This is a genomic window from Pseudomonas sp. CCOS 191, from assembly GCF_001007005.1.
Classification (GTDB): Bacteria; Pseudomonadota; Gammaproteobacteria; order Pseudomonadales; family Pseudomonadaceae; genus Aquipseudomonas; species Aquipseudomonas soli.
In genome coordinates this window covers 4,784,563-4,808,130 of sequence record NZ_LN847264.1, presented here as the reverse complement: position 1 = coordinate 4,808,130, position 23,568 = coordinate 4,784,563, and the positions used below count along the sequence as shown (strand labels likewise).

Genomic DNA, 23,568 nt, shown 5'->3' with positions numbered 1-23,568 from the left:
TCCGACCTACCTGACGGCGCTCAGCGTGGCGCTGTGGGGAACGCAATGCTCATGTACGCAACTGTTGGCCGTGTTGGGCTGGCTGCGCAGCAGCTCCACCCGCCAGCAGGCCGAGCCGTAGAGCCCGGCCACTGCGACCAGGGCGAAGACGAGGGCGCAACGCCTGGATTTGATACTCATGGTGCGGACCTCCTGTTGATGCAACAGGTGATACCTACAAGCATAGGCCCAATGCGCGTAACTGCACCGTCTTGACTCAACTCAATCCCTTGTCCCACTCCGGTTCGTCGCCAAACCGCTGCGCGAGAAAGTCGAGCATGCTGCGCAACGTCGCTGGCATGTGCTTGCGCGAGGTGTACACCGCATTCAGGGTCAGTTCCCGTGGCTTGGCTTGCGGCAGCAATCGCACCAGCTCGCCACTGCGCAGCGCGGCAGCTGCCTGGTAGGTGGGCAGCATGGCGATGCCGGCATTGGCCAGGGCGGCTTTCTGCAGGGTCATGGCCTCGTTGGCGCTGATGTTGCCCTGCACCGGCACGGCGACGTTCTGCCCGTCCACCTCGAAGTGCCACAGGCTGTGACCGAAGTAGGCGTGGGTCAGGCAGTTGTGCTGGCTCAACGCCTCGACCCGGTCCGGCGTACCGTGCTCGCGCAGGTAGGCGGGGCTGGCGCAGACCACCGAGCGGCACACGCTCAGGCGCCGGGCAATGAGGTTGGGGTCGACATCGTTGCTGGTGCGGATCGCCAGGTCGATGCGCTCGTCCACCAGGTTGACGGTGCGGTCGAGCATCTGCAGCTCAACCTTCACCCCGGGGTAGCGTTTGACGTAGGCCGCCAACGCTTCCACCAGCTGGGCCTGGCCGAACGAGGTGCTGACGCTGATGCGCAGCTCGCCACGGGGCGCGTCGTCCGGTTGGCGCACGGCGCTTTGCAGGTCGCCGGCCAGCTCCAGCATCTGCCGACAGCGTGGCAGGGTTTCGAGGCCTGCCGCGGTCAGGCTGAGCTTGCGGGTGGTGCGTTGCATCAGGCGTGCCCCGACCCAGTCCTCCAGCTCCGCCAGGTAGCGGGAAACCACGGGCCTGGAGAGTTCCAGATGGTCCGCGGCGGCCGACTGGCTGCCCAGGTCGACGACGGTGACGAATACGCGCATGGCGTTGAGCCGATCCATGATCTGTCCGATTTCAGAAACAAACTATGTCGAAGCATCGCATTTTTTGTATCGGTTCGGGCAACTAAGCTTGCACCCATCGTCCCACTCACAGGATCTTGCAATGTCTCTCTTCACGCCCCTTCGCGGCCTGCTGCTGGCCTGCCTTACCCTCGGCGGCCAGGCCATGGCTGCCGAACCGCTCAAACTGGACGCCTACAACCCCGGTCACGCGGCGATCTTTCCGGTCAGCTCGGTGATCGTCAGTGGTGCCCACGACGCCATCCTGGTCGACGCCCAGTTCGGCAAGGCCCAGGCCGAGCAGGTAGTCGAGCGCTTGCGTGCCAGCGGCAAGCAGCTGACCACCATCTACGTCAGCCATGGCGACCCGGACTACTACTTCGGCCTGGACACCATCACCCAGGCGTTCCCCAAGGCCCGCGTAGTCGCCTCGGCCGCCACGGTCGAGCACATCCGCAAGACCATGGACGCCAAGCTGGCCTACTGGGGCCCGCAGATGGGCGCGGACAAGCCGGCACGCCTGGTGGTGCCCCAGGTACTGCAGGGTGATCGCCTGGAACTGGAAGGCCAGGCACTGCAGGTCGTCGGCCTGGACGGTCCGCAGCCGGACCGCAGCTTCGTGTGGATTCCCTCGATCAAGGCAGTGGTCGGTGGCGTGGTGGTTTCCGAAGGCATCCATGTGTGGATGGCCGACACCCAGACCGCGCAATCCCACGCCGACTGGCTGAAGACCCTGGCGAAGATCGAACAGCTCGCACCGCGCACGGTGATCCCGGGGCACTACCTGGGCGACAGCAGCCGTTCGCTGGACGCGGTGCGCTTCACCGCCGGCTACATTCGTGACTTCGATACCGAGGCCGCCAAGGCGGCCAATGCCGCCGCGCTGATCGCGGCGATGAAGCAGCGCTACCCGAACCTGGGTGACGAGAGCTCCCTTGAATTGGGTGCCAAGGTCGCCAAGGGCGAGATGAAGTGGTAACCCCTTTCAACCTGTTGGAGTGTTTCCCATGAGCAAGATCGCAATCATCGGCGCCACCGGGCGCGCCGGCAGCCAGTTGCTGGAAGAGGCCCTGCGTCGGGGTCACAGTGTGGTGGCCATCGCCCGCAATCCGAGTGCGCTGCAAGGCCGTGACGGCGTGACGGTCAAGGCGCTGGATGCCAAGGACAGTGCCGCCCTGCAGGCGGCCGTGACAGGCTGTGATGCGGTGCTGAGCGCGGCGCATTTCTCGACCATCGAGCCTGAAGCGATCATCGAGCCGGTCAAGCGTGCCGGGGTCAAGCGCCTGCTGGTGGTGGGCGGGGCCGGCAGCCTGCTGCTACCGTCCGGGCACCGGGTGATCGACAGCCCGGATTTCCCGGAAGCCTACAAGGCCGAGGCCAATGCCGGTGTGCGCTTCCTCGATACGCTGCGCCAGGAGCCGACCCTGGACTGGACCTTCCTGTCGCCGTCGGCGGAGTTCGTCGAAGGTCAGCGCAGCGGGCACTATACCCTGGGCAAGGATCACCTGCTGATCGGTGCCGATGGCAAAAGCTGGATCACCTTTGCCGACTATGCCATCGCCATGCTAGATGAACTGGAAAAACCGGCGCATTCACGGGCACGGTTCACGGTCGGCTACTGAGTCGTCTGCACCACGGGGCGAGTCGGGTCGCGATTGATGTCATGTGCGGGCACGCGCCTGCAGCCACTCCATCAACTCGACCAGCCCCGTGGGCATGCTCTTCGACGGGCTGACCAGGTAATACCCCTTCCCGGTCGTCACCTTCAGCTCGAATGGCATGCACAAACGCCCGGCGCGCAGGTCGTCGCCAATCAGCGAAAAGTCGCCGATGGCGATCCCGGTCCCCTGGGAGGCCATGGCCATCGCCATGTCCAGTGTCTCGAAGTGCTGCTTCGGCCCCTGGGGTTCGACGCCGGCATTGGCCGCCTGCAACCACAACCGCCAGTCGTGCTCGTCCCGAGAGGGGTGCAGCAGCATCTGTCGCGCCAGGTCCTGCAACTGCAAGGGGACGCTAGATAGCGATGGTGCGCAGACTGGTGTCAGTTGTTCATCGAACAGCTTGCGTACCTGCAGTCCATGGTTCGGCACCGCGCCATACACAACGGCCGCATCGAAGCCCTCGCGGCGAAAATCCACGCCATGCTGCACCGTGGTGGTCAACTCCACCGGCACGTCCGGGCGCAGCGCCTGCCATTCCAACAGCCGCGGCAGCAGCCAGCGCATCACGCAGGTCGGCGCCTTGAGCTGCAGCGTCGTGCTGCGTCCGCCGACCTCGCGCACGCCTTGCTCGATCAGGGCAAAGACCTGCTGCACTCGGGGCAGCCAGTCCTGCCCTTCGCGGGTCAGCGCCAGGCCTCGGGCCTGGCGCTGGAACAGCGCGTAGCCCAGGTGCTCCTCGAGCCCGGCGATCTGCCGACTGACCGCGCCCTGGGTGATATGCAGCTGCTGCGCGGCGCGGGTGAAGTTGCAGTGCTGGGCGGTCACCAGGAAGGTGTGCAGGGCGGGGAGGGGCGGCAGACGTTTCATCGTGACAAGCCATGATATGGGATCATGGCTAGTATGTGTTTTTTTGCATTGTGGCGGTAGTCGGCGCTTGTTTCCATGAGCACAAGTCTCAACAAGAATCGGGTACTCGATGATGGCAACCTGTGGTGAAGTGCTGGTCAAACTCCTCGAAGGCTATGGTGTCGATCATGTCTTCGGCATTCCCGGCGTGCATACCGTGGAACTCTACCGCGGCCTGGCTGCCTCCTCGATCCGCCACATCACCCCGCGCCACGAGCAGGGCGCCGGGTTCATGGCCGATGGCTACTCGCGTACCCGGGGCAAGCCTGGGGTGTGCTTCATCATCACCGGCCCGGGCATGACCAACATCACCACCGCCATGGGCCAGGCCTACGCCGACTCGATCCCGATGCTGGTGATTTCCAGCGTGCAGTCGCGCAGCCAGCTGGGTGGCGGGCGCGGCAAGTTGCACGAACTGCCCAACCAGGCTGGGCTGGTGGCGGGGGTGGCGGCGTTTTCGCACACCCTTATGAGTGCCGATGACCTGCCCGAGGTATTGGCCCGTGCCTTTGCCGTGTTCGACGGTGGCCGCCCGCGTCCGGTGCATATCGAGATCCCGTTGGATGTGCTGGTGGAGCCCGCCGATCACCTGCTGCCGGGCCGCCCGGTGCGCACAGCGCGCGCGGGTGCGGCGCCGCAGACCGTGCAGCAGATGGCCATGCGCCTGGCCAAGGCGCGCCGACCGTTGATCCTCGCCGGCGGTGGTGCCCTGGAAGCCGCCGCCGGGTTGGCCAGGCTGGCCGAGCACCTGCAGGCGCCGGTAGCGCTGACCATCAATGCCAAGGGGCTGCTGCCGGCCAACCATCCGCTGCAGATCGGCTCGACCCAGACTTTGCCGGCCACCCGTGCGTTGGTCGCCGAGGCCGACGTGGTGCTGGCCATCGGTACCGAACTGGCCGAGACCGACTACGACGTGACGTTCAAGGGCGGTTTCGAGATCCCCGGCAGCCTGCTGCGGATCGATATCGACCCGGACCAGACGGTGCGCAACTATCTGCCCGAGCTGGCCCTGGTGGCCGATGCCGCACAGGCGACCGAGGCCCTTCTGGTAGCCTTGCACATGCAGGCGCAACCCCCGCGTGATGATCACTGGGGCGCTGCTCGGGCCGCCCGGCTTCGCCAGGACAATGCTGCAACCTGGGACCAGCCGACCTTGAGCCAGACCCGTTTGCTGAACAGCATCCTGGAAACCCTGCCGGACGCTGTGCTGGTGGGTGATTCGACCCAGCCGGTCTACACCGGCAACCTGACCCTGGACATGACCCGACCGCGTCGCTGGTTCAATGCCTCGACCGGCTACGGCACGCTGGGCTATGCGTTGCCGGCGGCCATGGGGGCCTGGCTCGGCAGTGCCGAAGCGCGCGCCGCACGTGTGCCCACGGTATGCCTGATCGGTGATGGCGGGTTGCAGTTCACGCTGCCCGAACTGGCCAGTGCCGTCGAGGCGCAGGTGCCGCTGATCGTGCTGCTGTGGAACAACCAGGGGTACGAGGAAATCAAGAAATACATGGTCAACCGGGCGATCGAGCCGGTCGGTGTGGACATCCACACCCCGGACTTCATCGGTGTGGCACGGGCGCTTGGGGCCGATGCCGAGTCGGTGGCTGACGTGGCGCAGTTGCAGGCGGCGCTGGGCCGAGCGGTGGAGCGCCTGGGGCCGACCTTGATCCAGGTGGATCAGGGGCAATGGCAGTTGGCGGTGCAAGGCTGACTGCGCCACGGGGGCTATGCCCTCGATTCGCCGGCAGGCCGGCTCCCCCCTATCGCGCCGCCCTCAGGTTAAGCGCCATCCCTGTGGGAGCTGGCTTGCCAGCGATGAGGCCATTACAAACCACACAAGATTGTTGCTCCCCCAGGTGTGGTTGGTCACTCAGCTGGCGCTGGCGCGCAACCTTGCCACGTCACGGATCGGCGGCGCGCCGTACAGCCGGCTGTATTCGCGGCTGAACTGGGATGGGCTCTCGTAGCCCACCCGGTAGCCGGCCACGGCAGCCTCCAAACCCTCGTTGAACATCAGGCGTCGGGCCTCCTGCAGGCGCAGTTGCTTCTGGTACTGCAAGGGGCTCATCGACGTCACCGACTTGAAGCGGTGATGCAAGGTGGAGACGCTGAGGTTCACTTCCCGGGCGAGGTCCTCGATACGCAATGGCTGGTGGTAATGGTTGTTGAGCCAGGTAATCGCCTGGCAGACCCGATGGGTCTGGCTGTTGGCCAGGGCGATTTCGTACAGCCGGTAACCCTGTGGGCCGCGCAACAGGCGGTAGAAGATTTCCCGGCGGATCATCGGCGCGAGGATGGCAATGTCGCGTGGCGAGTCCAGCAGTTTGATCAGGCGGATCAACGCATCCAGAAGCTGCGGATCGCTTTTCTCCACGTACAGGCCCAGACCTGATGGCCGGTTGGGCACCACCATCGGGCTGCTTTCGGCGATCAGCTGGCTCAGTTGCGCCGGGTCGATGTCCAGGCGCAAGCCCAATGCGGGATGCTCGGGGCTGGCCTTGAGCAGGGCGCCGCTGATCGGCAAGGTGACCGACACCACCATGTAGTGCAGCGGATCATAGGCGTAATGTTCGTCGCCGAGGATCAGGGTCTTGCTGCCTTGGGCAAGAATGCACAACGCCGGCTGGGCCAGCGCGGGCATGCCGCGGATTTCCTCTTGGTAGCACGTGAGGTAAAGGTCTTCGATGGCCGACGCCGGGCCATGGGGCTGGCCGGCGTGGCGCTGGATCAGCGCGGCCAGTTCCTGGCGCTGCAGCTCAAGGGTCGAGTCGGGTGGCGGGAGCGTGGTCATGGCATGGTTCCTCTACTGACCGGGCCAGCATAGGTATGGGCAATGTCGGGCGCTAGTCGAATGCTGTCGTTCGATTGCCTGATCCTGTCGCGCGGCAGGATCAGGCAATCGCTCGGCAGTAATGGCCTAACGTCGCGCGAGGGCGGGGCCCTAATCTTGGCAGCCTGTTTTCCCGTCCGTAGCGCTTCAAGGAGATCGTTCATGACCCAGCCTCAACCGGTCACTCACCTGGCTTTCATCCGCGCCAGCAACGGTCGTTCGGCGGAACTCGGCATGCGCCTGCGCGACCTGCTGGAGCCGTCGCTGCGGGCGCCCGGCTGCCTGAGTTTCAGTGTGCAGCGTTCGCAGGTCGATGCCGATCTGTGGCTGCTCAGCGGCAGCTGGAGCGACCAGCAGGCGATGAGCGGCTATTTTGCCTCGCCCACCCTGGAGGTGTTCGGCGAGCTGGTCCAGGCGCAGGTGGTCAGCAGCCTGGACCTGCATACCTTCGCCTGATGTGTAGAATGCCGCCCCTACATCATTCAGGCGGAGTGCAGCATGGCACGTAGAGAATTCCCCCACTTCGAAGCGGTCTCGGCGATGGTCCCGGTGCAAGGCGGCGGCTACCACGCGGCGATCGCCGTGAAGGCCCTGGGCATGGGCGGTGCGCCGCGCTTTCACAAAGTGCTCGATGGGCAGGTGTTCCAGTCGGCGATCGCGGCCGACGCGGCCGCTTGTGCTGAACTCGAACGCCTGCAGGGCGTGGACGAGGAAGGTGAATTGGTCTTCTGATCAGACCTGTGGACGGGCCATCTTGAACAGCTCGCCCAGCGCAAAGTAGTCGGCCGGGCCACCGCCACGCAGGATCGGCTCGGCGGCGGCGGTGTCGTAGATGCCGTCCTTGAGCAGGTGCTCGGCAATGTGCACCGCCACTACCTCTCCGAGGATCAGCCAGCTGGGCACAAGTTCCTGGTCGGCGCGCTTGAGCTGGACGATCTGGCTGACCTTGCATTCGAAGCTCACCGGGCTCTCGCCCACGCGCGGTACCTTGACCACGTTGGACATGGCCGGGGTCAGGCCACTGAGCGCGAACTCGTCGATATCTGCCGCCACCGCGGCACAGCTCTGGTTCATCTGCTCGGCCAGCGGCCGGGTAGCCAGGTTCCAGACGAACTCGCCGGTCTGCTCGATGTTGTTCAGGCTGTCTTTGCGCCCGACGCTGCAGAAACCGATGATCGGTGGGATGTAGTTGAAGGCGTTGAAGAAGCTGTAGGGCGCCAGGTTCAGGCGGCCTTCGCGATCGTGGCTGGAGATCCAGCCGATGGGCCGTGGGCCGACGATGGCGTTGAACGGGTCGTGAGGCAGGCCGTGGCCTTTGGCGGGTTCGTAGTAGTACATCTGCGCAAGGCCGTGAGGCCCTTCCTGGTGGGGGACGAGGCGCCTAGTGTGCCAAGGCTTGGCTCAACTGCAAATGATCAAGCCCGGCCGAAGCCGGGCTGGTAGCGCGCATCAGTGATCAACTGATGCGGTGGCCGTTGGTGCGGTCGAAACCATCCTCTGCGAAGCGCTGGCCGCCAGTACGGTCGAAGCCGTCTTCAGCGAAGCGCTGGCCGCCGGTACGGTCGAAGCCGTCTTCAGCGAAGCGCTGGCCGCCGGTACGATCAAAGCCATCTTCTGCGTAGGTGGCCGACTGACTCTGCACGGTAGCGAAGGTGTGGGCGCCGGTACGGTCGAAGCCGTCTTCGGCAAAGGCAGCAGTGGTCAGAACAGAGAGTGCGAGGGTGAGGATCAGTTTGTTTTTCATGGTCGTTGCTCCGGTGAGTTGCTAGGGGTTGTTGTGTCCATGGGTTCAATGTTACGCCTATAAAATCGATTAAAAAGCGCAAAAAATAGCGCTAATGAATTCATAAATTCGATTGAATTGGGTGTGGCTACGCCTCAGTGGCAGTGAGCATCGCGTGTGGCGAGCAGCACGACCGCCGATGAGTAATTCCAGTTCGGCAAAGATGAAAGCTGGAAATTAATGGGGAATTAAGTAAGGGCGCGCGAGCCTAGGGGTTAAGCCAACAACGGATTTTTCATGCGGCTCAAACCGATTTTTCAGGCTTCGCTCGCCAACATCGCCGCACTTGAATCCCTGGAGCCGCACACTCATGAACAAACTCCCGCAAATCACCTTGGCCTTTTGGGTCATGAAGATCTGCGCCACCACGCTCGGCGAGACGGCCGGCGACCTGCTGTCGATGACCCTGGACATCGGCTACGCCATGAGTTCGCTGTTGCTCATCAGCGTGTTCCTGCTGACCTTGGTCACCCAGCTCTGTTCGCGCCGTTATCACCCGATGCTGTACTGGCTGGTGATCCTCTCCACCAGTACCGCCGGTACTACCATGTCCGATTTCATGGACCGGACCTTGGGCCTGGGTTATGCCATGGGCTCGGCACTGCTGATCGGCATTCTTCTGCTGACCTTCGCCCTGTGGCGTCTGAGCGGCAACCCGCTGGACGTCAGCCGCATTCGCAATCGTTCTGGCGAGATGTTCTATTGGGTGGCGATCCTGTTTTCCAACACCCTGGGCACTGCCCTGGGCGATTACCTGGCCGACGATTCCGGCCTGGGCTTCGCCGGTGGCGCGCTGCTGATCGGTTCGGCGATCACACTGGTGGCAGCGGCCCGCTACTGGACGAAAATCTCCGGCGTGGTGCTGTTCTGGATCGCCTTCGTCCTCACCCGTCCGTTCGGTGCCACGCTGGGCGACGTGCTGACCAAGTCGCACGAAAAAGGGGGGCTGGACTTCGGTACGGTAGGTTCATCGCTGGTGCTTGGCGGCCTGCTGCTGGTACTGGTGCTGATGGCCACCTATTACCAGCGTCGCGAGCCGCAGCGGTTGGCCGAGCTGTCTTGACCGTGGGTTGGCCGGCCTTGCTCAGACCTGTCGGGTATCGATCCTGTAGCGGGTGCTTCGCCCACCGCCAGGCAGACGCATCAGGCAATTCTTTTCCAGCAAGTCGGCCAGGTGCCGGGTGGCCGTGGCCTTGGAGACCTTGGCCACGGCCTGGTACTGGCTGGCGCTGATGCCGTCCTCGAAGCCGCGAGGCCCGCCATCGAGCAGTCGATTGAGCACCTTGACCTGCTCGGGCAACAAACCATCGCCCCGATGGATCAGCCAGAAGCGCGACTTGGCCAGCACCCGGTCAATGCGCACCAGCGCTTGCTGGAGGCTGCGCAGCAAGGTGGCAAGGAACCAGGCCAGCCAGTGGGTGATGTCCAGGTCGCCGCGCTGGCTGTTTTCAAGGGCTGCGTAGTAGCCGGAGCGATCTTCCAGGATGCTGCTGGACATGGCGTAGAAACGCACCGCTCGCTGCTCGCCCTGGGCCAATGCCAGGTCTGTGATGGCGCGGGTCAGGCGACCATTGCCGTCGGCGAAGGGGTGCAGGGTGACGAACCAGAAATGGGCCAGGCCGGCACGCAGCAGGGGATCGAGTTGCCGATCATGGCGGCTGCTCTCGAACCAGTCGAGAAACTGCTGCACCTGCTGCTCGAGGCCGGTACGTGGCGGTGCTTCGAAATGCACCCTGGGTTTGTCGATACGCCCCGATATCACCTGCATGAGTGCACTGTCGCGCCATTGGCCAATGGGCATGGCCGGTGCGAGCGAGTCGCCAGTTTCCGGGAACAGCCAGCGGTGCCAGAGGAACAGGCGCGGTTGATCCAGCGGACGAACATAGCCCATGGTCGCGTCCACCATCAGCTCGGCCAGGCCCTCGCTGCGCGTCGTGGTTGTCCCCGGCTCGGCAATGCCAAGCCGTCGGGCCAGGGACGAGCGAACGGACTCCACGTTGAGCTGTTCACCCTCGATGGCCGAGGACGTGACGATGTTCTGCAGCAGGGTATCGAGCGTGTCCAGGTTGGCATTGGCCTCGGTCACCGCTCCCGCTCTGCCCAGCAGGCAGCCCTGCGCCTGGACACAGTCTCTGAGCAAGGGTGCGAGTTGCGACTCGTCCCAGCGAAAGCCGGGCCAGTCGGCCTGCTGCCACACCCAGAAGGCGTCCGCAGCGGTGTGCTCTTTTGGCTTCATGAGCCGAATAATAGCGCTATTCAGCTCATTATGTGAGCCGAATAGTGCTGTTATTCGGCTCGCGCTTATTAAAAAAGGGGCGCTCCGTCATCCGCAGCGCCCCTTTTTCACGTTCGCGAGCAGGGATCAGTCAGTGGTGATCCGCGAATATTGCTTGGTGTCCTTCATGGTTGCGTACACCAGCAGCGAACAGGCGATGCAGGCGGTGACGTACCAGTAGAAGCCGGTCTCCATGCCGATGCTCTTGAACCACAGGGCCACGTACTCGGCGGTGCCGCCGAAGATCGACACGGTCAGCGCGTACGGCAGGCCGACGCCCAGGGCACGGATCTCGGTGGGGAACAGCTCGGCTTTCACCACGGCGTTGATCGAGGTGTAGCCGCTGACGATGATCAATGCGGCCATGATCAGGAAGAACGCGCCCCACCAGGTCTGGATGGTGTGCAGGGTGCTGAGGATCGGCACGGTGAACAGGGTGCCGAGCACGCCGAAGGCGATCAGGATCGGGCGTCGGCCGATCTTGTCGGACAGCCCGCCGATGATCGGCTGCAGGCACATGAACAGGAACAGCGTGGCCGCCGAGATGGTGGTCGAGTCGCTGATGCTCATGCCCACGGTGTTGACCAGGTACTTCTGCATGTAGGTGGTGTAGGTGTAGAAGGCCAGGGTACCGCCCATGGTCAGGCCGACCACGGTCATCAGTTCCTTGGGATGACGCATCAGGGTGCGCATCAGGTTCTCTTTGGACTTTTCCTTCTTGGTGAAAGAGGCGGTCTCTTCCATGCCGCGGCGCAGGTACAGGGCGACCACCGCGCACAGCGCGCCGATCACGAACGGCACACGCCAGCCCCAGGCGTACAGCTCCTCGGTGGTCAGCGTGTTCTGCAGGACGATCAGCACCGCCAGGGCGATGAGCTGGCCGGAGATCAGGGTGACGTACTGGAAGCTGGAGAAGAAGCCGCGGCGTTCCTTGCTGGCCATCTCACTCAGGTAGGTGGCCGAGGTGCCGTATTCACCACCTACCGAGAGGCCCTGCATCAGGCGGGCGATGACCAGCAGGACCGGTGCTGCGACGCCGATGGTTTCGTATCCAGGCGTCAGCGCGATGACCAGCGAGCCTGCGCACATCAGCAGCACCGAGGCCATCAGCGCCGCCTTGCGGCCCTTGCGGTCGGCGTACAGGCCCATCAGCCAGCCACCGATCGGGCGCATGAGGAAGCCCACGGCAAAGATTGCGGCGGTGTTGAGCAGTTGGGCGGTGGTGTCGCCGGCGGGGAAGAACGCCTTGGCGAAGTACAGCGAGAATGCGGCGTAGACGTACCAGTCGTACCATTCGACCATGTTGCCGATGGAACCACTGAAGATCGATTTGAGGCGGCTGGCGGTGGACTTTTCCGCGGCGGGCGCAACGGCCGCCCCGGTGGGCAGAGTGCTGGCGTTATCCATCAGGGATACCTTCTCGTTGTTTTTGTGGAGCGCGCTCGGGGCGCAGCTTGAGAAGGGTTTTGCAGGAGGTGTGCCAAATGGGTGCTGGGTGATCCATTTGGGGGCGTCTTGTGCCCTGTCGCTGGCAAGCCAGCTCCCACCGGATCTGGCTTGCATGGTGCTTTGTGGGAGCTGGCTTGCCAGCGATGGGCTGCCAGGCAGCCCCGGCGATTTAGCATGCAGTGAGCGAACTTCCGCTCATTTGCCTGAATCGATAAGCGGAAATCCGCCTACTCGTTGTCGAGAAAGTCCTCACGCACCAGGCCATGCCGCTGCATCTTTTCGTTCAACGTACGCCGTGGCAGTTGCAGCGCCTCCATCACACCCTTGATCTCGCCCTTGTGCTGGCGCAGCGCCGCACGCAGACATTGGGCTTCGAACGCTTCCATCTGTTCGCCCAGCGACTGCCCGCCTGGCAGGCTCTCAAGGTTCGGCGAGTCCAGCCCCAAGGCATGACGTTCGGCAGCATTGGCCAGCTCACGCACATTGCCCGGCCATTCGTGGGCCAGCAGCTGCGCCAATCGTCCTCCAGTGACCGCTGGGGCATGGCGGCCCAGGCGTTCGGCGGCAGTGCGAGCGAAGTGGTCGAACAGCAGGGGGATGTCTTCACGGCGCTCGCGCAGCGGCGCCAGGCGCAGCTCGGCAACGTTGAGGCGGTACGCCAGGTCCTCGCGGAAGCGCCCTGCACGGGCCTCTTCAAGCAGGTCCGGTTTGGTCGCGGCGATGATGCGCAGGTCGACGGCGATGCTCTGGTTGGCCCCCAGGCGCTCGAGCTTCTGCTCCTGGATCACCCGCAGCAGCTTGGCTTGCTGGGCCAGGGGCATGCTCTCGATCTCGTCGAGGAATACCGTACCGCCATTGGCGTACTCCAGCTTGCCGATGCGCTTGCCCTGGGCGCCAGTGAAGGCGCCGCTCTCATGGCCGAACAGCTCGGCCTCGAACAGTGTTTCTGGAATGGCCGCGCAGTTGAGCGCGACGAAGGGTTTGTCGGCGCGCGGGCCGAAGTCGTGCAGGCAACGGGCCACGCGCTCCTTGCCACTGCCGGTTTCACCCCGGATCAGCACGTTGACCGGCAGGCTGGCCAGCTCGAGCACCTGGCGACGCAGCTGCTGCAGCCCCTGGGACATGCCCAGCAAGGTGTTCTCCAGCTGTGCCTTGAGGTCGGCCTGCTCATGCAGGCGGCGGTTTTCCAGGACCAGCTGGCGTTTTTCCAGGGCCCGGCGCAGGCTGCCCATCAGGTGCTGCGGGGTGAAGGGTTTTTCCAGGAAATCGTAGGCACCGTTGCGCATCGCTTCCACCGCCATGGGTACATCGCCATGGCCGGTGAGCAGGATCACCGGTAGATCAGGGTCGGCCTGCTGTAATCGGTCGAGCAGCTGCAGGCCGGACATGCCGGGCATGCGCACGTCACTGAGGATCACGCCGGGAAAGTGCGCGGGAAGTTGCGCCAGGCACTCCTCGGCACGCTCGAACAGTTGCACGTTGAAGCCCGACAGACTCAGCCATTGTTCCACCGCCGCGCGGATGCTGGCTTCGTCATCGACGACGATCACTGAATTCAACATACCGTCTCCAGGTCGCGGGGCAGGGTGAGGCTGAAGCGCGCGCCCCCCGGCAGGTTCTCGACCTGCAGGTGGCCGCCGGCATCGATGACGATGCCGTAGGAGATCGCCAGGCCCAGGCCCAGCCCCTCGCCGACCGGCTTGGTGGTGAAGAACGGGTCGAAGACCCGGCAAAGGTCGGTGTCGAGGATGCCGCCACCGGAGTCGAGCACGCTCAAACGCCACTGCGCATCGTCCGCCTCGATACGGATCTCCAGGCGTTTGTAGCGCTTGTCGGCCATGGCGTCGAGGGCGTTGCGCAGTAGGTTGATCAGCACTTGCTCCAGGCGGATCGCATCGCCACGGACCCACGCCGGGCGGGCGAGGTACAGCGCCACCTCGACGCTTTCGGCGCGGATGCGGGTGTCCAGCAGGTGCAGTGCCTGGTCGACCACAGTGGCCAGGTCCAGGCGTTCGCGCAGGCCTCCGGGGCTGTTGCGGGCGAAGGTCTTCAGGTGGCCGGTGAGCGCGGCCATGCGGCTGAGCATCTGCTCGAGCGGTTCCAGGGCCTGGCGGGCTTCGTCATGACGGCCATGATCAAGCAGCAGGCGCAAGGTTTCCAGTTGCATGCGCTGGGTGGTCAGCGGCTGGTTGATCTCGTGGGCCAGCGCGGCCGACATCTGCCCCAGCGCCGCCAGCTTGGCAGATTGCACCAGGCCTTCCTGGGCCGTGCGCAGCTCGCGGGTACGTTCCTCGACCTGGCGCTTGAGCTCCTCGCGGCTGCGCTGGCGCAGCCGGGCCAGGCGCAGGCGCTGGCTGACGAACAGAGCGGCGAACACCAGGCTCAGCCAGATCGCCGCGGCGGCGAGGGCGGCGTTGCGCCCATCCTCGGCGACCTGCGGCTTGCGCAGCAGGTGCAGGGTCCAGCCTTCGGCCTCCAGCGGCAGGCGCTCCCACAGGTACTCGGCGGTGCCATCCGGGCCTTGCACGCGGGTCAGGTGGCTGGTGTCGGTGAAGCGGGTCAGGGCCTGGTGCTGCAGGGGCACCAGCGGCTGCTTGTCGTACTGGCGCGTCTCGGCCAGCTCGGCGCGGTCGGCACCGGACAGTGGTTGCAACTCGCGGTAACGCCAGCCGTCCTGGTTGGCGATGAAGGTGATGCCGCGGGCATCGCTGACCAGCAGGATGTCACTGCCCTGGCGCCACTCGCGCTCGAGCTCCGGGAACTCCAGCTTGACCACCATGGCGCCGAGGAAGCGGCCGTGTTCATCGTTCACCGCGCTCGCCAGGAAGTAGCCTGGCACGCCGCTGGTCACGCCGACGGCGTAGAAGCGGCCACTGCCCTGGCTGCGGGTCTGTTTGAAATAGGGGCGAAAACCGTAGTTGGAACCCACATAGGTGGTCGGCAGGCGCCAGTTGCTGGCGGCGATGGCCAGGCCAGTGCGGTCCAGCAACTCCAAGGTGGAGGAGTTGGCGGCGCCGTTGATGCGTTCGAGCTTGCGGTTCAGGGCGTCCTGCACCTGTTCGTTAACCGGGCCGCGCAGGGCGGCGATCAGCTCCGGGTCCAGCGCCAGTACCGCAGGCAATGCACGGTAGCGCTCGATCAGGGTATGCAGGGCGTTGGCATACAGGCCCAGTTGCTGGCTGGCCCGGCGGGCGTCGGTTGCCATCGCCTCGCGCTTGGCCTGGTGCATGGCCCAGCCAGCGCTGAGCGTGGTGCCGACCAGGATCAACAGGATGATCAAACCCAGGCGCAGGGCGCGGAAGGATGAGGGCATGGGGCGGATCCGGGGTTGCGGTTGTCTGTGCCGACCTCATCGCGGGGCAAGCGCGCTTCCACAGCGTGATGCGTGGGTGCGGACTTGCCCCGCGATGGGGCCGGGTCTGGCTTACAGCAGCTCGAAGCTCTGCTGCTGCACCGCCTCGGAATCGAGGCCGACCTGCACGTTGAACTGGCCAGCTTCGGCAACGTGCTGCAGTTGGCCATTGTAGAACTTCAGGTCCTGCTCGCTGATGTCGAAGGTCAAGGTTCGCGACTCGCCGGCCTTGAGCATCAGCTTCTGGAAGTTCTTCAGCTCCTTCACCGGGCGGCTCATTGATGCGCTCTGGTCCTGGATATACAGCTGCACCACGGTCTCGCCGTCGCGCTTGCCGGTGTTCTTCACGACGACCTTGGCCTTGAGGGTCGCGCCACGCTTCAGCTCGGTCTGCGACAAGGTCAGGTCCGACAGCTCGAAGTTGGTGTAGCTCAGGCCGTAGCCGAACGGATACAGCGGGCCGTTGGGCTCTTCGAAGTACTGCGAGGTGTAGTTGCCCGGCTTGCCTGGGGTGAACGGTCGGCCGATGCGCATGTGGTTGTAGTACATCGGGATCTGCCCGACCGAACGCGGGAAGGTGATGGCCAGGCGCCCGGACGGGTTGTAGTCGCCGAACAGCACGTCGGCGATGGCGTTGCCGCCCTCGGTGCCGCTGAACCAGGTTTCGAGGATGGCGTCGGCCTGCTCGCGCTCCCAGGCGATCGACAGCGGACGGCCGTTCATCAGCACCAGCACCAGGGGCTTGCCGGTGGCTTTCAGCGCCTTGATCAGGTCGCGTTGCACCGCCGGGATTTCCAGTGTGGTGCGGCTCGAGGATTCGTGGGACATGCCACGGGATTCGCCGACCACGGCCACGACCACGTCCGACTGCCTGGCGGCCTTGACCGCTTCGTCGATCAGCACCGCGGCCGGGCGCGGATCGTCGACGATTTCCGGGGCGTCGAAGTTGAGGAAGTTCAGGTAGTCGAACATCGCCTTGTCACCAGTGACGTTCGAGCCTTTGGCGTACACCAGCTTGGCCTTGCCTTCCACGGCGCGGCGCAGGCCTTCGCGCACGGTGACCGAATGCTGTGGTTTACCGTCGGCGGCCCAGCTGCCCATCATGTCGATCGGCGCATCGGCCAGTGGGCCGACCAGGGCGATGGTGCCGGCCTTTTTCAGGGGCAGGGTCTGCTCGCGGTTTTCCAGCAGCACCAGGCCGCGACGTGCCACATCACGCGCGGCTTCGCGGTGCAGGCGGTTCTCGGCGTAGTAGTCCTTCAGGTCGGTTTCAGGCTTGGGAATGCGCACGTAGGGGTCTTTGAACAGCCCCATGTCGTACTTGGCACCCAACACTTCACGCACCGCCTGGTCCAGTTCGGCCTGGCTGACTTCGCCGGACTTCAACAACCCGGGCAGTTCTTCGCCGTAGAGGGTGTCGTTCATGCTCATGTCGATGCCGGCCTTGATCGCCAGCTTGGCGGCTTCGCGGCCGTCACGGGCCACGCCATGGCGGATCAGTTCCTGGATGGCGCCGTGGTCGCTGATGGTCACGCCCTTGAAGCCCCATTCCTTGCGCAGCAGGTCGTTCATCAGCCAGGTGTTGGAGGTGGCCGGCACGCCGTTGATCGAGTTCAGCGCCACCATCACCCCGCCGGCACCGGCGTCGAGCGCGGCGCGGTACGGCGGAAGGTAATCGTTGTACATCTTCGGCAGGCTCATATCGACCGTGTTGTAGTCGCGTCCGCCCTCGACCGCGCCGTAGAGGGCGAAGTGCTTGACGATGGCCATGATGCTGTCGGCGTAGGCCGGGCTCGACCCCTGGAACGACTTGACCATCACCTGGCCGATCTTCGAGGTCAGGTAGGTGTCCTCGCCGAAGCCTTCGCTGGTGCGGCCCCAGCGCGGGTCACGGGCGATATCGACCATCGGTGCGAAGGTCATGTCCAGCGAGTCGGCGGCGGCCTCGATGGCCGAGGTGCGGCCGACCTTGGCGATGGCGTCCATGTCCCACGACGAGGCCAGGCCCAGGCCGATCGGGAAGATGGTGCGCTCGCCGTGGATGGTGTCGTAGGCAAAGAACATCGGGATCTTCAGGCGGCTGCGCATGGCCGCGTCCTGCATCGGACGGTTCTCGGGGGCTGTGCGCGAGTTGAAGGTGCCGCCGATGCGTCCGGCGGCGATTTCCTCGCGGATCTTCGCGTGCGGCATTTCGGGGCCGATGCTGATCAGGCGTAGCTGGCCGATCTTCTCGGCCTCGGTCATCTGGCTGATCAGATGGTCGACGAACGCCTGCTTGTCCTGCAGGGGCGGGGCGATAGGGGCGGCAAGGGCCGCCTGACTGGCAAGGCCCATGGCCAGGCCCAGCAAAGACAGTTTCATCATCAATTCCGTTGTCGAGTGATAGCGGGGGGCCGAGACGTTTCGTACGCCTGTTGTTGTCGTGTCCGCTGGCCGTTTTGTGGATCATTCATCCATGATCCGACGCAGTCGCGGATTATGCCTTATATGAAGCACTTGTTGAGATACACTCTCGCCCACCCGATTGCCGGGATAACAACGATAAGAACGCTCGAGAGACGATGGCATGACCGAATACGAACAGCGCCAGATCGCCGAGGCGATCGCCCGCGCCGAGCGGCGCACCGATGCGGAGCTGGTGACCGTGCTGGCCCGCCGCGCCGATGACTTCCCCTATCTGCCGTTGCTCTGGGCCGCCTTGCTGGCGTTGCTGGTACCCGGCGTGTTGCACCTGTGGCTGGGTGGTATCGGCGTCAATGGCCTGTTGCTGGCGCAGATGCTGACTTTCATCAGCCTGTGCCTGGTGTTGCGCCACCCGCGCCTGGCTGCCTGGGTGGTGCCGTCGATGTTGCGCCGCCGGCGCGCTTCGGGCCTGGCCCGCCAGCAGTTTCTCGAGCTCAACCTGCAGCGTACCGCCGGGGCCACGGGCGTGCTGATCTTCGTCAGCGAAGCCGAGCGCCATGTCGAGATTCTGGTCGACGAGGGCATCGCCCGGCACCTGCCCGAGCAGGCGCGCGAGGCGATCGTCGCCCGTTTCACCGACCAGGTGCGCCAGGGCCATACCTTGCAGGGCTTCGTCGAATGCATCGAGGCCTGCGGCGAGCTGCTCAGCGAACATGTCCCCCCGACCCATGCGCGCAACGAACTGCCCAACCGCCTGGTGATTCTCGACTGACCGTTGGCGAGCGAGGGTATGTTTCGCCATGGGCACCATCGACGTAGAATGCCCGGCATTGCGCATCGCGCTCCCCGTATTTCGAGGCACCCGTTCCCATGTCTTCCCCTTCCTCCGTCCCTGGCGCGCCGGACGCGCGCGCCCAGTTCCTGAGCCTGCTCGCCGATGCCCTGGGCGACGGCAGCCTGAGCAAGCTGGTGCTGGCCCGCCATGTCGGCGCCGACCAGACCCTGCAGCGGATCATCGCCAAGCCGGTGCAGATCAAGGGCCAGGTCTGCCTGTCGTTGGTCTACCGCCATCAGACTCGCGATATCACCCGAAACCTGGGGTTGGACGAGGCGCAGACGCTGGTGGCCGAACTGCTGCCCGAGGGTTTTCGCAACGCGCACCTGTTTACCGCTGCCGGCGAGGTGCAACTGGAGTTCAGCAAGAAGGGCAAGCCGATGCTGCGCCGGCACTTGGCCCAGCAGGCGCCCCGCGAGGCGGGCGCGGGTGGCCATGATCGGCAGAAGAAGCGTTATCTGGAGCTGTCGCGGCCGTTCCTGCGTGACCTGGGGGTGACCGATGCGCAGGGCGCGCTGATCCCGTCCATGTCGCGCAAATGGAAGCAGATCAACAAGTTCATCGAGGTCTTCGACCATGCCTTGAGCGACGCGCCCGTGGACGCCCAGCAGAGCCTGAAGGTTGCCGACTTCGGTTCGGGCAAGGGCTACCTGACCTTCGCCATGCACGACTACCTGCGCAACACCCTCGCCCGTGAGGCGCTGGTTACTGGTGTCGAGCTGCGCCCGGACATGGTCGAGTTGTGCAACGCCGCCGCCGCGCGCCTGGAGCATCCGGGACTGGTGTTCGAATGCGGCGATGTGCGCAGCGTGGTGCCTGAGGCCATCGATGTGATGATCGCCTTGCATGCCTGCGACATCGCCACCGACTATGCCATCCACACCGGTATTCGCTGCAACGCCGCGATCATCATGTGTTCGCCGTGCTGCCACAAGCAGATCCGCCCGCAGTTGCACAGCCCGGGTTTGTTGCAACCGATGCTGCAGTACGGGCTGCACCTGGGCCAGCAGGCCGAGATGCTCACCGACAGCCTGCGCGCCCTTTACCTGGAAGCTTGCGGCTACGAGACCAAGGTGTTCGAGTTCATCTCGCTCGAGCACACCAACAAGAACAAGATGATCCTTGCGGTCAAGCGCCGCCAGCCCCAGGACAATGCGGGTCTGCTGGAGAAAATAGCCGAGCTCAAGGCGTTTTATGGGGTGCGCGAGCATTGCCTGGAGACGTTGCTGAAGGCGGATGGGCTGATCGCTGGTTAAGGTTCATTCATGCTTTGCGTGGGCTACCGGTCGGTTGACTGGAAAGATGCAGCGCCTGGGATACCGAGCGCCGCCCGCGCGGCGCATCGCGGATGAATCCGCTCCTACATTTGTTGCAACGTACCGAACCTGTCACGCCATGGTTGCCAGCCTTGGCGCAGGGCTTGAGACAGGTGGGGCGGCAGCAATGCCCGCCGAAAAATCGTGTCGAGCGCACAAGGCTAACAACCATGGCCTATCAGGCATGGTCACGTTGCAACAAATGTAGGAGCGGATTCATCCGCGATGCGCCGCGCGGGCGGCGCTCGATCTGATAGGCGGTGAAAGGCTGTCGCCAAGCACCTGGCAGCCCTCATACGATGGCTCTCATGGCTCCGGGATGTAATGGAGTCGGTCTGTTCCGAGGGTCGCCGGTCGTTATTCTTTGGTTGTCATTTGACAACCATGTCCTCTCGCCCATACTAGCGCGCAGTCGATCCCCGAAGCCAATACAAGCGCGATAGCCAATCAGTCAGTGGAGCGAAAGTGATGGAGTACGAGTTCACCCTCAAATACCAATTGACCGAGGACATGGACGTCGATGCGCTGATCGAGCGCCTGGGGAAGGCCGGATGCGATGATGCAGTGGTCGGTAGCGGCCAACCGGGCCGTCTGGCCCTTGCCTTCGCCCGCGAGGGCGGCACGGCGCGGGAGGCACTGCACAGCGCCCTGGCGGATGTGCGGCAAGTGTTGCCGGATGCCCGGCTGATCGAGGCCAGCCCCGACCTGGTCGGCCTGACCGATGTGGCGGAGCTGGTGGGGGTTTCCCGGCAGAACATGCGCAAGCTCATGCTCACCCATCACCGCAGCTTTCCGGCCCCGGTGCATGACGGCACGCTCTCGCTCTGGCACCTCGCCGACATCCTGTCGTGGATGCAGGCGCGCGGCACGCATGCCGTTGCCCAGGCAGTCCATGAGCTGGCCATCGTGGCGATGCAGGTGAATGTCGCCAGGGCCCAGGAGCGGGTGGCGAACGGCAGGTGATGCACTCCGTTGCATCATTGCCTGCCAGCGGGCTCAGAAGAACCGGGTCACGCTGATCTTGGCATTACGCCCCTGGGTATAGGCGTTCTCGCCCGACAGCTCTGGCCGGATGGCCTTGTTGAACAGGTTGTCCACGGTCAGGTTGACCTCGGTGCCCTTGAGGTAGGGTTGCTGCGGTTTCCAGTTGGCGAACAGGCCGTGGATCTGGTACTTCTCGTTGCCGAAGTTGTCGTAGTAACGGTCACCGAGCGCACTCGCGGGGCCCTCGAAGTACTTGTCGCTGGGCAGGTGGTGGGTGGCGCCGACGAACTGCGCGGTCCAGCCGACCCGGGCGTCCCAGGCCGGGATCTTCACGCCAAGGGTGGTGATCCATTTCGGTGCCGGTACATCCTTGGCCCAGACATCCGGCCCCCAGGGGTTGGTGTACGCGCCCTCGTGGCGACCTTCCATCCACGAGTAAGACAGTGCACCGAACAGATAGGTGGAATCGTAGAAGGTTTCGATCTCGAAGCCTTTGTAGACCACCTCGCCGATGTTTCGGTAGTTGCCCATCAGCCCGCCACCGCAGGTATCGGCGATGTTGCCGCCGGTGACCAACTGCTCCTGGCAGCCAACGCCGGTGGCCTTGAAGATTTCATCGGTGACCTTGTTGCGAAACAGCGTGGTGCGCACCTGCGCGCTGTCGCCCCGGGCGAACACATCGGAGAAGCTGCTGATGCTGCCTGCGCGCAAGCCGGTGATACGTTCGGGGTCGAGGTTGCGGCTGGTGGCGGTGCGGCTGCCGATTCCCTGCACTTCGAACTGCTCGTCCAGCACCGGCGCGCGCCAGGTCTTGCTGTAGTCGGCGTACAGTGCGGTCTGTTCGGTCATCTTCCAGTACAGCGACAGGCGTGGCGACCAGCCGGTGTAGGTCTTGGCGCTGTAGTCGTGGCCGGCTGCCGGGTTGTTGTAGTAGGGCGCCTGGTTGGGCTTGCCTTCGTTGGTGACGTGGTCATAGCGCAACGACGGCGTGATGGTCAGATCGCCCAGGGTGATGGCGTCCTGCAGGTAGTAGCCCTGGCTGTCGACCTGGCCGCTGGGCATGAAATACGGCTGGTAGTGGCCATAGTTGTAGCGAGGAATCTCGTAGCTCTTGCCGGGCATCCACATCTGGGTGTCGCGGTCATGGCGCCGGATCTGCACGCCGGCAGTGAGCGCGTGCTCCAGCGGGCCGGTGAGGAAGGTGCTGATGTTGCGTACGTCGAGCATGCGGTCCTGGTATTCGGTATCCATCTGCCGCCCGCCGGTGGAAGGCTGGGTCACCGCGTTGGCATTGCGCTTGTCGGTCTGTTTGGTGTCCGACTCGGAATATTTGACCTGTAGATCGACCCACGGGTTTTCGATTGGCTGGTACTTGTAGGTGGTCGACCACGTGGTGTCGATAGTCGTGCGGTGGGCCAGGAAGCGCTTGAGGGCGTCGGCATAACCATACTTCTTGATGTCCGCCGCCGAGGGTGGCGACGAGAAGGCGGTGGCGGCGAAGGTGGCCCAACGCTCGCTTTCCGAGCGCGACCAGGAAAACCCCAGGCTGTGCTCGTCGGTGAAATGGATATTGGTCTTGAGCAGCGTACCTTCCAGGTCCAGAGCACTATTGGGCAGGCGCTGTGGATTGATTGGCCACTGGTTGGTCGGGTCGGGCAAGCGGTCGGCCATCTTCAGGTCGCCGCCATCGCGCTTGGTGAAGTACGCCAGGCCATCGATGCGGCCGTCATCGGTGCGGCCAAACACGGCCGAGCTGTAGACTTGCTGATGGTCATTGCTGCCGTAGCCGTACTTGAGCATGGCACCGCTGTTGCGGCCCTCCTGCAGCAGGTCGGTGGCATCCTTGGTTTCCATGTGCACGCTGCCGCCCAGGCCGCCGTTACCGGTCTTGACCGAGTGCGGGCCTTTCTCGACCTCGATGTACTTGATCAGCTCGGGTTCGATGAAGATGGTGCCTTGCTGGTAGCGTTCGAAACCGCTCTTGGGCGCGCCGTCGACGGTCATCGGCACGTCCTCGGCATCGCCCATGCCCCAGATGTTGATGGTCTGGCCGCCTGGCTTGGAGGAGCCGCCCATGTTCACGCCAGGCAGGGTGGCCAGCACGCTGGGGATGTTGCTGGGCTGGTAGCGGTCGATCTGTTCCTGGTTGAGGGTCGAGCGGCCGACGTTGCTGGCATCGACCTGCTGCCCGTCACCAACGATGCTCACGGCACCGAGTTGCAGGCTGTTGTCGGCAGTCGGGTCGTCCTCGCGCAGGCGTACCACATAGGTGTTGCCCATGCGCACCACGCTGAAGCGGCTGCCCACCAGCAGGCGGCTGATGGCCGTTTCGGCTTCGAAGTCGCCCTTGAGCGCCGGAGCCTGGGCACTGCCGAGCAGGGCCTCGTCGAACAGCAGCTGGACCTTGGCCTGCTGGGCCAGTTGGCTCAGCGAGCGCGCCAGCGGTTGCGCCGGCAGGTCGAACGGTACCGGTGCGGCTTCGGCGGCCAGGCTCATGGCCAGGCACAGGGCCAGCAATGTGGGTCGGACAGGCAGGCAGTGCAATGGACGCAACGCGGACAACATGGTTTCCCCCAAACGGCAAAAGGCCGGAAAAAGCCCGCCATCAC

The 23,568-nt window shown here is 64.4% G+C and carries 21 protein-coding genes; 9 read left to right on the top strand and 12 right to left on the bottom strand.

The genetic code is table 11. The annotated features are described in order from the left end of the window. Window positions 1–6 precede the first annotated feature (6 nt). Window positions 7–180, bottom strand: coding sequence for a hypothetical protein (locus CCOS191_RS28255; RefSeq protein ID WP_023630224.1), 174 nt, complete (start codon window positions 178–180; stop codon window positions 7–9). A gap of 76 nt (window positions 181–256) precedes the next feature. Continuing rightward, complete coding sequence (locus CCOS191_RS21450) at window positions 257–1,165, bottom strand: LysR family transcriptional regulator (RefSeq protein WP_046856912.1); 909 nt, start codon at window positions 1,163–1,165, stop codon at window positions 257–259. A gap of 103 nt (window positions 1,166–1,268) precedes the next feature. On the opposite strand from CCOS191_RS21450, the gene CCOS191_RS21445 reads away from it, so the two are divergent. Further along, on the top strand, window positions 1,269–2,144 hold the full coding sequence (locus tag CCOS191_RS21445; protein WP_046856911.1) for an MBL fold metallo-hydrolase: 876 nt from the start codon (window positions 1,269–1,271) through the stop codon (window positions 2,142–2,144). 28 nt (window positions 2,145–2,172) lie between these two features. Beyond that, the gene (locus CCOS191_RS21440) at window positions 2,173–2,787 is read left to right on the top strand and encodes an NAD(P)-dependent oxidoreductase (protein ID WP_046856910.1); all 615 of its coding nucleotides are present in this window, start codon (window positions 2,173–2,175) and stop codon (window positions 2,785–2,787) included. A 39-nt stretch (window positions 2,788–2,826) separates the two neighbouring features. Here the strand turns inward: CCOS191_RS21440 and CCOS191_RS21435 are convergent, their stop codons facing one another. After that, complete coding sequence (locus CCOS191_RS21435) at window positions 2,827–3,693, bottom strand: LysR substrate-binding domain-containing protein (protein ID WP_046856909.1); 867 nt, start codon at window positions 3,691–3,693, stop codon at window positions 2,827–2,829. Window positions 3,694–3,805: 112 nt separating this feature from the next. Here CCOS191_RS21435 and CCOS191_RS21430 point away from each other — a divergent pair, with 112 nt between their 5' ends. Beyond that, window positions 3,806–5,443 carry a 5-guanidino-2-oxopentanoate decarboxylase gene (locus tag CCOS191_RS21430; protein ID WP_046857896.1) on the top strand — a complete coding sequence of 546 codons (1,638 nt, stop codon included), beginning with the start codon at window positions 3,806–3,808 and terminating at the stop codon, window positions 5,441–5,443. A gap of 159 nt (window positions 5,444–5,602) precedes the next feature. On the opposite strand, the gene CCOS191_RS21425 is transcribed toward CCOS191_RS21430, so the two are convergent. Further along, window positions 5,603–6,523, bottom strand: coding sequence for an AraC family transcriptional regulator (locus tag CCOS191_RS21425; RefSeq protein ID WP_023630182.1), 921 nt, complete (start codon window positions 6,521–6,523; stop codon window positions 5,603–5,605). Window positions 6,524–6,724: 201 nt separating this feature from the next. Here CCOS191_RS21425 and CCOS191_RS21420 point away from each other — a divergent pair, with 201 nt between their 5' ends. Both CCOS191_RS21420 and CCOS191_RS21415 read left to right on the top strand, forming a co-directional pair. Then, window positions 6,725–7,018 (top strand): putative quinol monooxygenase, encoded by a 294-nt coding sequence (locus CCOS191_RS21420; protein WP_023630181.1) that lies wholly within the window; start codon window positions 6,725–6,727, stop codon window positions 7,016–7,018. 42 nt (window positions 7,019–7,060) lie between these two features. Further along, window positions 7,061–7,294 carry a hypothetical protein gene (locus tag CCOS191_RS21415; RefSeq protein WP_046856908.1) on the top strand — a complete coding sequence of 78 codons (234 nt, stop codon included), beginning with the start codon at window positions 7,061–7,063 and terminating at the stop codon, window positions 7,292–7,294. Here the strand turns inward: CCOS191_RS21415 and CCOS191_RS21410 are convergent, their stop codons facing one another. Next, on the bottom strand, window positions 7,295–7,900 hold the full coding sequence (locus CCOS191_RS21410; protein ID WP_023630179.1) for a flavin reductase family protein: 606 nt from the start codon (window positions 7,898–7,900) through the stop codon (window positions 7,295–7,297). Window positions 7,901–8,018: 118 nt separating this feature from the next. After that, entirely contained in the window at window positions 8,019–8,306 is a 288-nt protein-coding gene (locus CCOS191_RS21405) for a hypothetical protein (RefSeq protein ID WP_046856907.1), read from the bottom strand. Window positions 8,307–8,655: 349 nt separating this feature from the next. Between CCOS191_RS21405 and CCOS191_RS21400 the strand changes: the two genes are divergently transcribed. Further along, entirely contained in the window at window positions 8,656–9,408 is a 753-nt protein-coding gene (locus CCOS191_RS21400; RefSeq protein WP_046856906.1) for a COG4705 family protein, read from the top strand. Window positions 9,409–9,429: 21 nt separating this feature from the next. Here the strand turns inward: CCOS191_RS21400 and CCOS191_RS21395 are convergent, their stop codons facing one another. From CCOS191_RS21395 to bglX, 5 genes are all read right to left on the bottom strand, one after another. Continuing rightward, complete coding sequence (locus CCOS191_RS21395; protein ID WP_046856905.1) at window positions 9,430–10,581, bottom strand: Fic family protein; 1,152 nt, start codon at window positions 10,579–10,581, stop codon at window positions 9,430–9,432. A gap of 126 nt (window positions 10,582–10,707) precedes the next feature. Then, window positions 10,708–12,027 carry an MFS transporter gene (locus CCOS191_RS21390; protein ID WP_046856904.1) on the bottom strand — a complete coding sequence of 440 codons (1,320 nt, stop codon included), beginning with the start codon at window positions 12,025–12,027 and terminating at the stop codon, window positions 10,708–10,710. A 269-nt stretch (window positions 12,028–12,296) separates the two neighbouring features. Continuing rightward, window positions 12,297–13,631, bottom strand: coding sequence for a sigma-54-dependent transcriptional regulator (locus tag CCOS191_RS21385; protein ID WP_046856903.1), 1,335 nt, complete (start codon window positions 13,629–13,631; stop codon window positions 12,297–12,299). After that, window positions 13,625–15,382 carry an ATP-binding protein gene (locus CCOS191_RS21380; protein WP_046856902.1) on the bottom strand — a complete coding sequence of 586 codons (1,758 nt, stop codon included), beginning with the start codon at window positions 15,380–15,382 and terminating at the stop codon, window positions 13,625–13,627. The genes CCOS191_RS21385 and CCOS191_RS21380 overlap by 7 nt, the downstream gene beginning before the upstream one ends. Window positions 15,383–15,493: 111 nt before the next feature. Then, a complete protein-coding gene (gene bglX, locus CCOS191_RS21375; RefSeq protein WP_046856901.1) occupies window positions 15,494–17,785 on the bottom strand; it encodes a beta-glucosidase BglX in 2,292 nt (763 codons plus the stop codon). 202 nt (window positions 17,786–17,987) lie between these two features. On the opposite strand from bglX, the gene CCOS191_RS21370 reads away from it, so the two are divergent. The 3 genes from CCOS191_RS21370 to CCOS191_RS21360 all read left to right on the top strand — a co-directional run bounded on the left by CCOS191_RS21370 (window position 17,988) and on the right by CCOS191_RS21360 (window position 20,938). Next, window positions 17,988–18,596 carry a TPM domain-containing protein gene (locus tag CCOS191_RS21370; protein ID WP_046856900.1) on the top strand — a complete coding sequence of 203 codons (609 nt, stop codon included), beginning with the start codon at window positions 17,988–17,990 and terminating at the stop codon, window positions 18,594–18,596. A gap of 98 nt (window positions 18,597–18,694) precedes the next feature. Continuing rightward, complete coding sequence (locus tag CCOS191_RS21365) at window positions 18,695–19,915, top strand: class I SAM-dependent methyltransferase (RefSeq protein ID WP_046856899.1); 1,221 nt, start codon at window positions 18,695–18,697, stop codon at window positions 19,913–19,915. Between the two features lie 528 nt (window positions 19,916–20,443). Then, window positions 20,444–20,938 carry a helix-turn-helix transcriptional regulator gene (locus CCOS191_RS21360; RefSeq protein WP_046856898.1) on the top strand — a complete coding sequence of 165 codons (495 nt, stop codon included), beginning with the start codon at window positions 20,444–20,446 and terminating at the stop codon, window positions 20,936–20,938. 33 nt (window positions 20,939–20,971) lie between these two features. Here CCOS191_RS21360 and CCOS191_RS21355 read toward each other — a convergent pair whose 3' ends face one another. After that, complete coding sequence (locus CCOS191_RS21355; protein WP_046856897.1) at window positions 20,972–23,524, bottom strand: TonB-dependent receptor; 2,553 nt, start codon at window positions 23,522–23,524, stop codon at window positions 20,972–20,974. Between the last annotated feature and the right edge of the window lie 44 nt (window positions 23,525–23,568).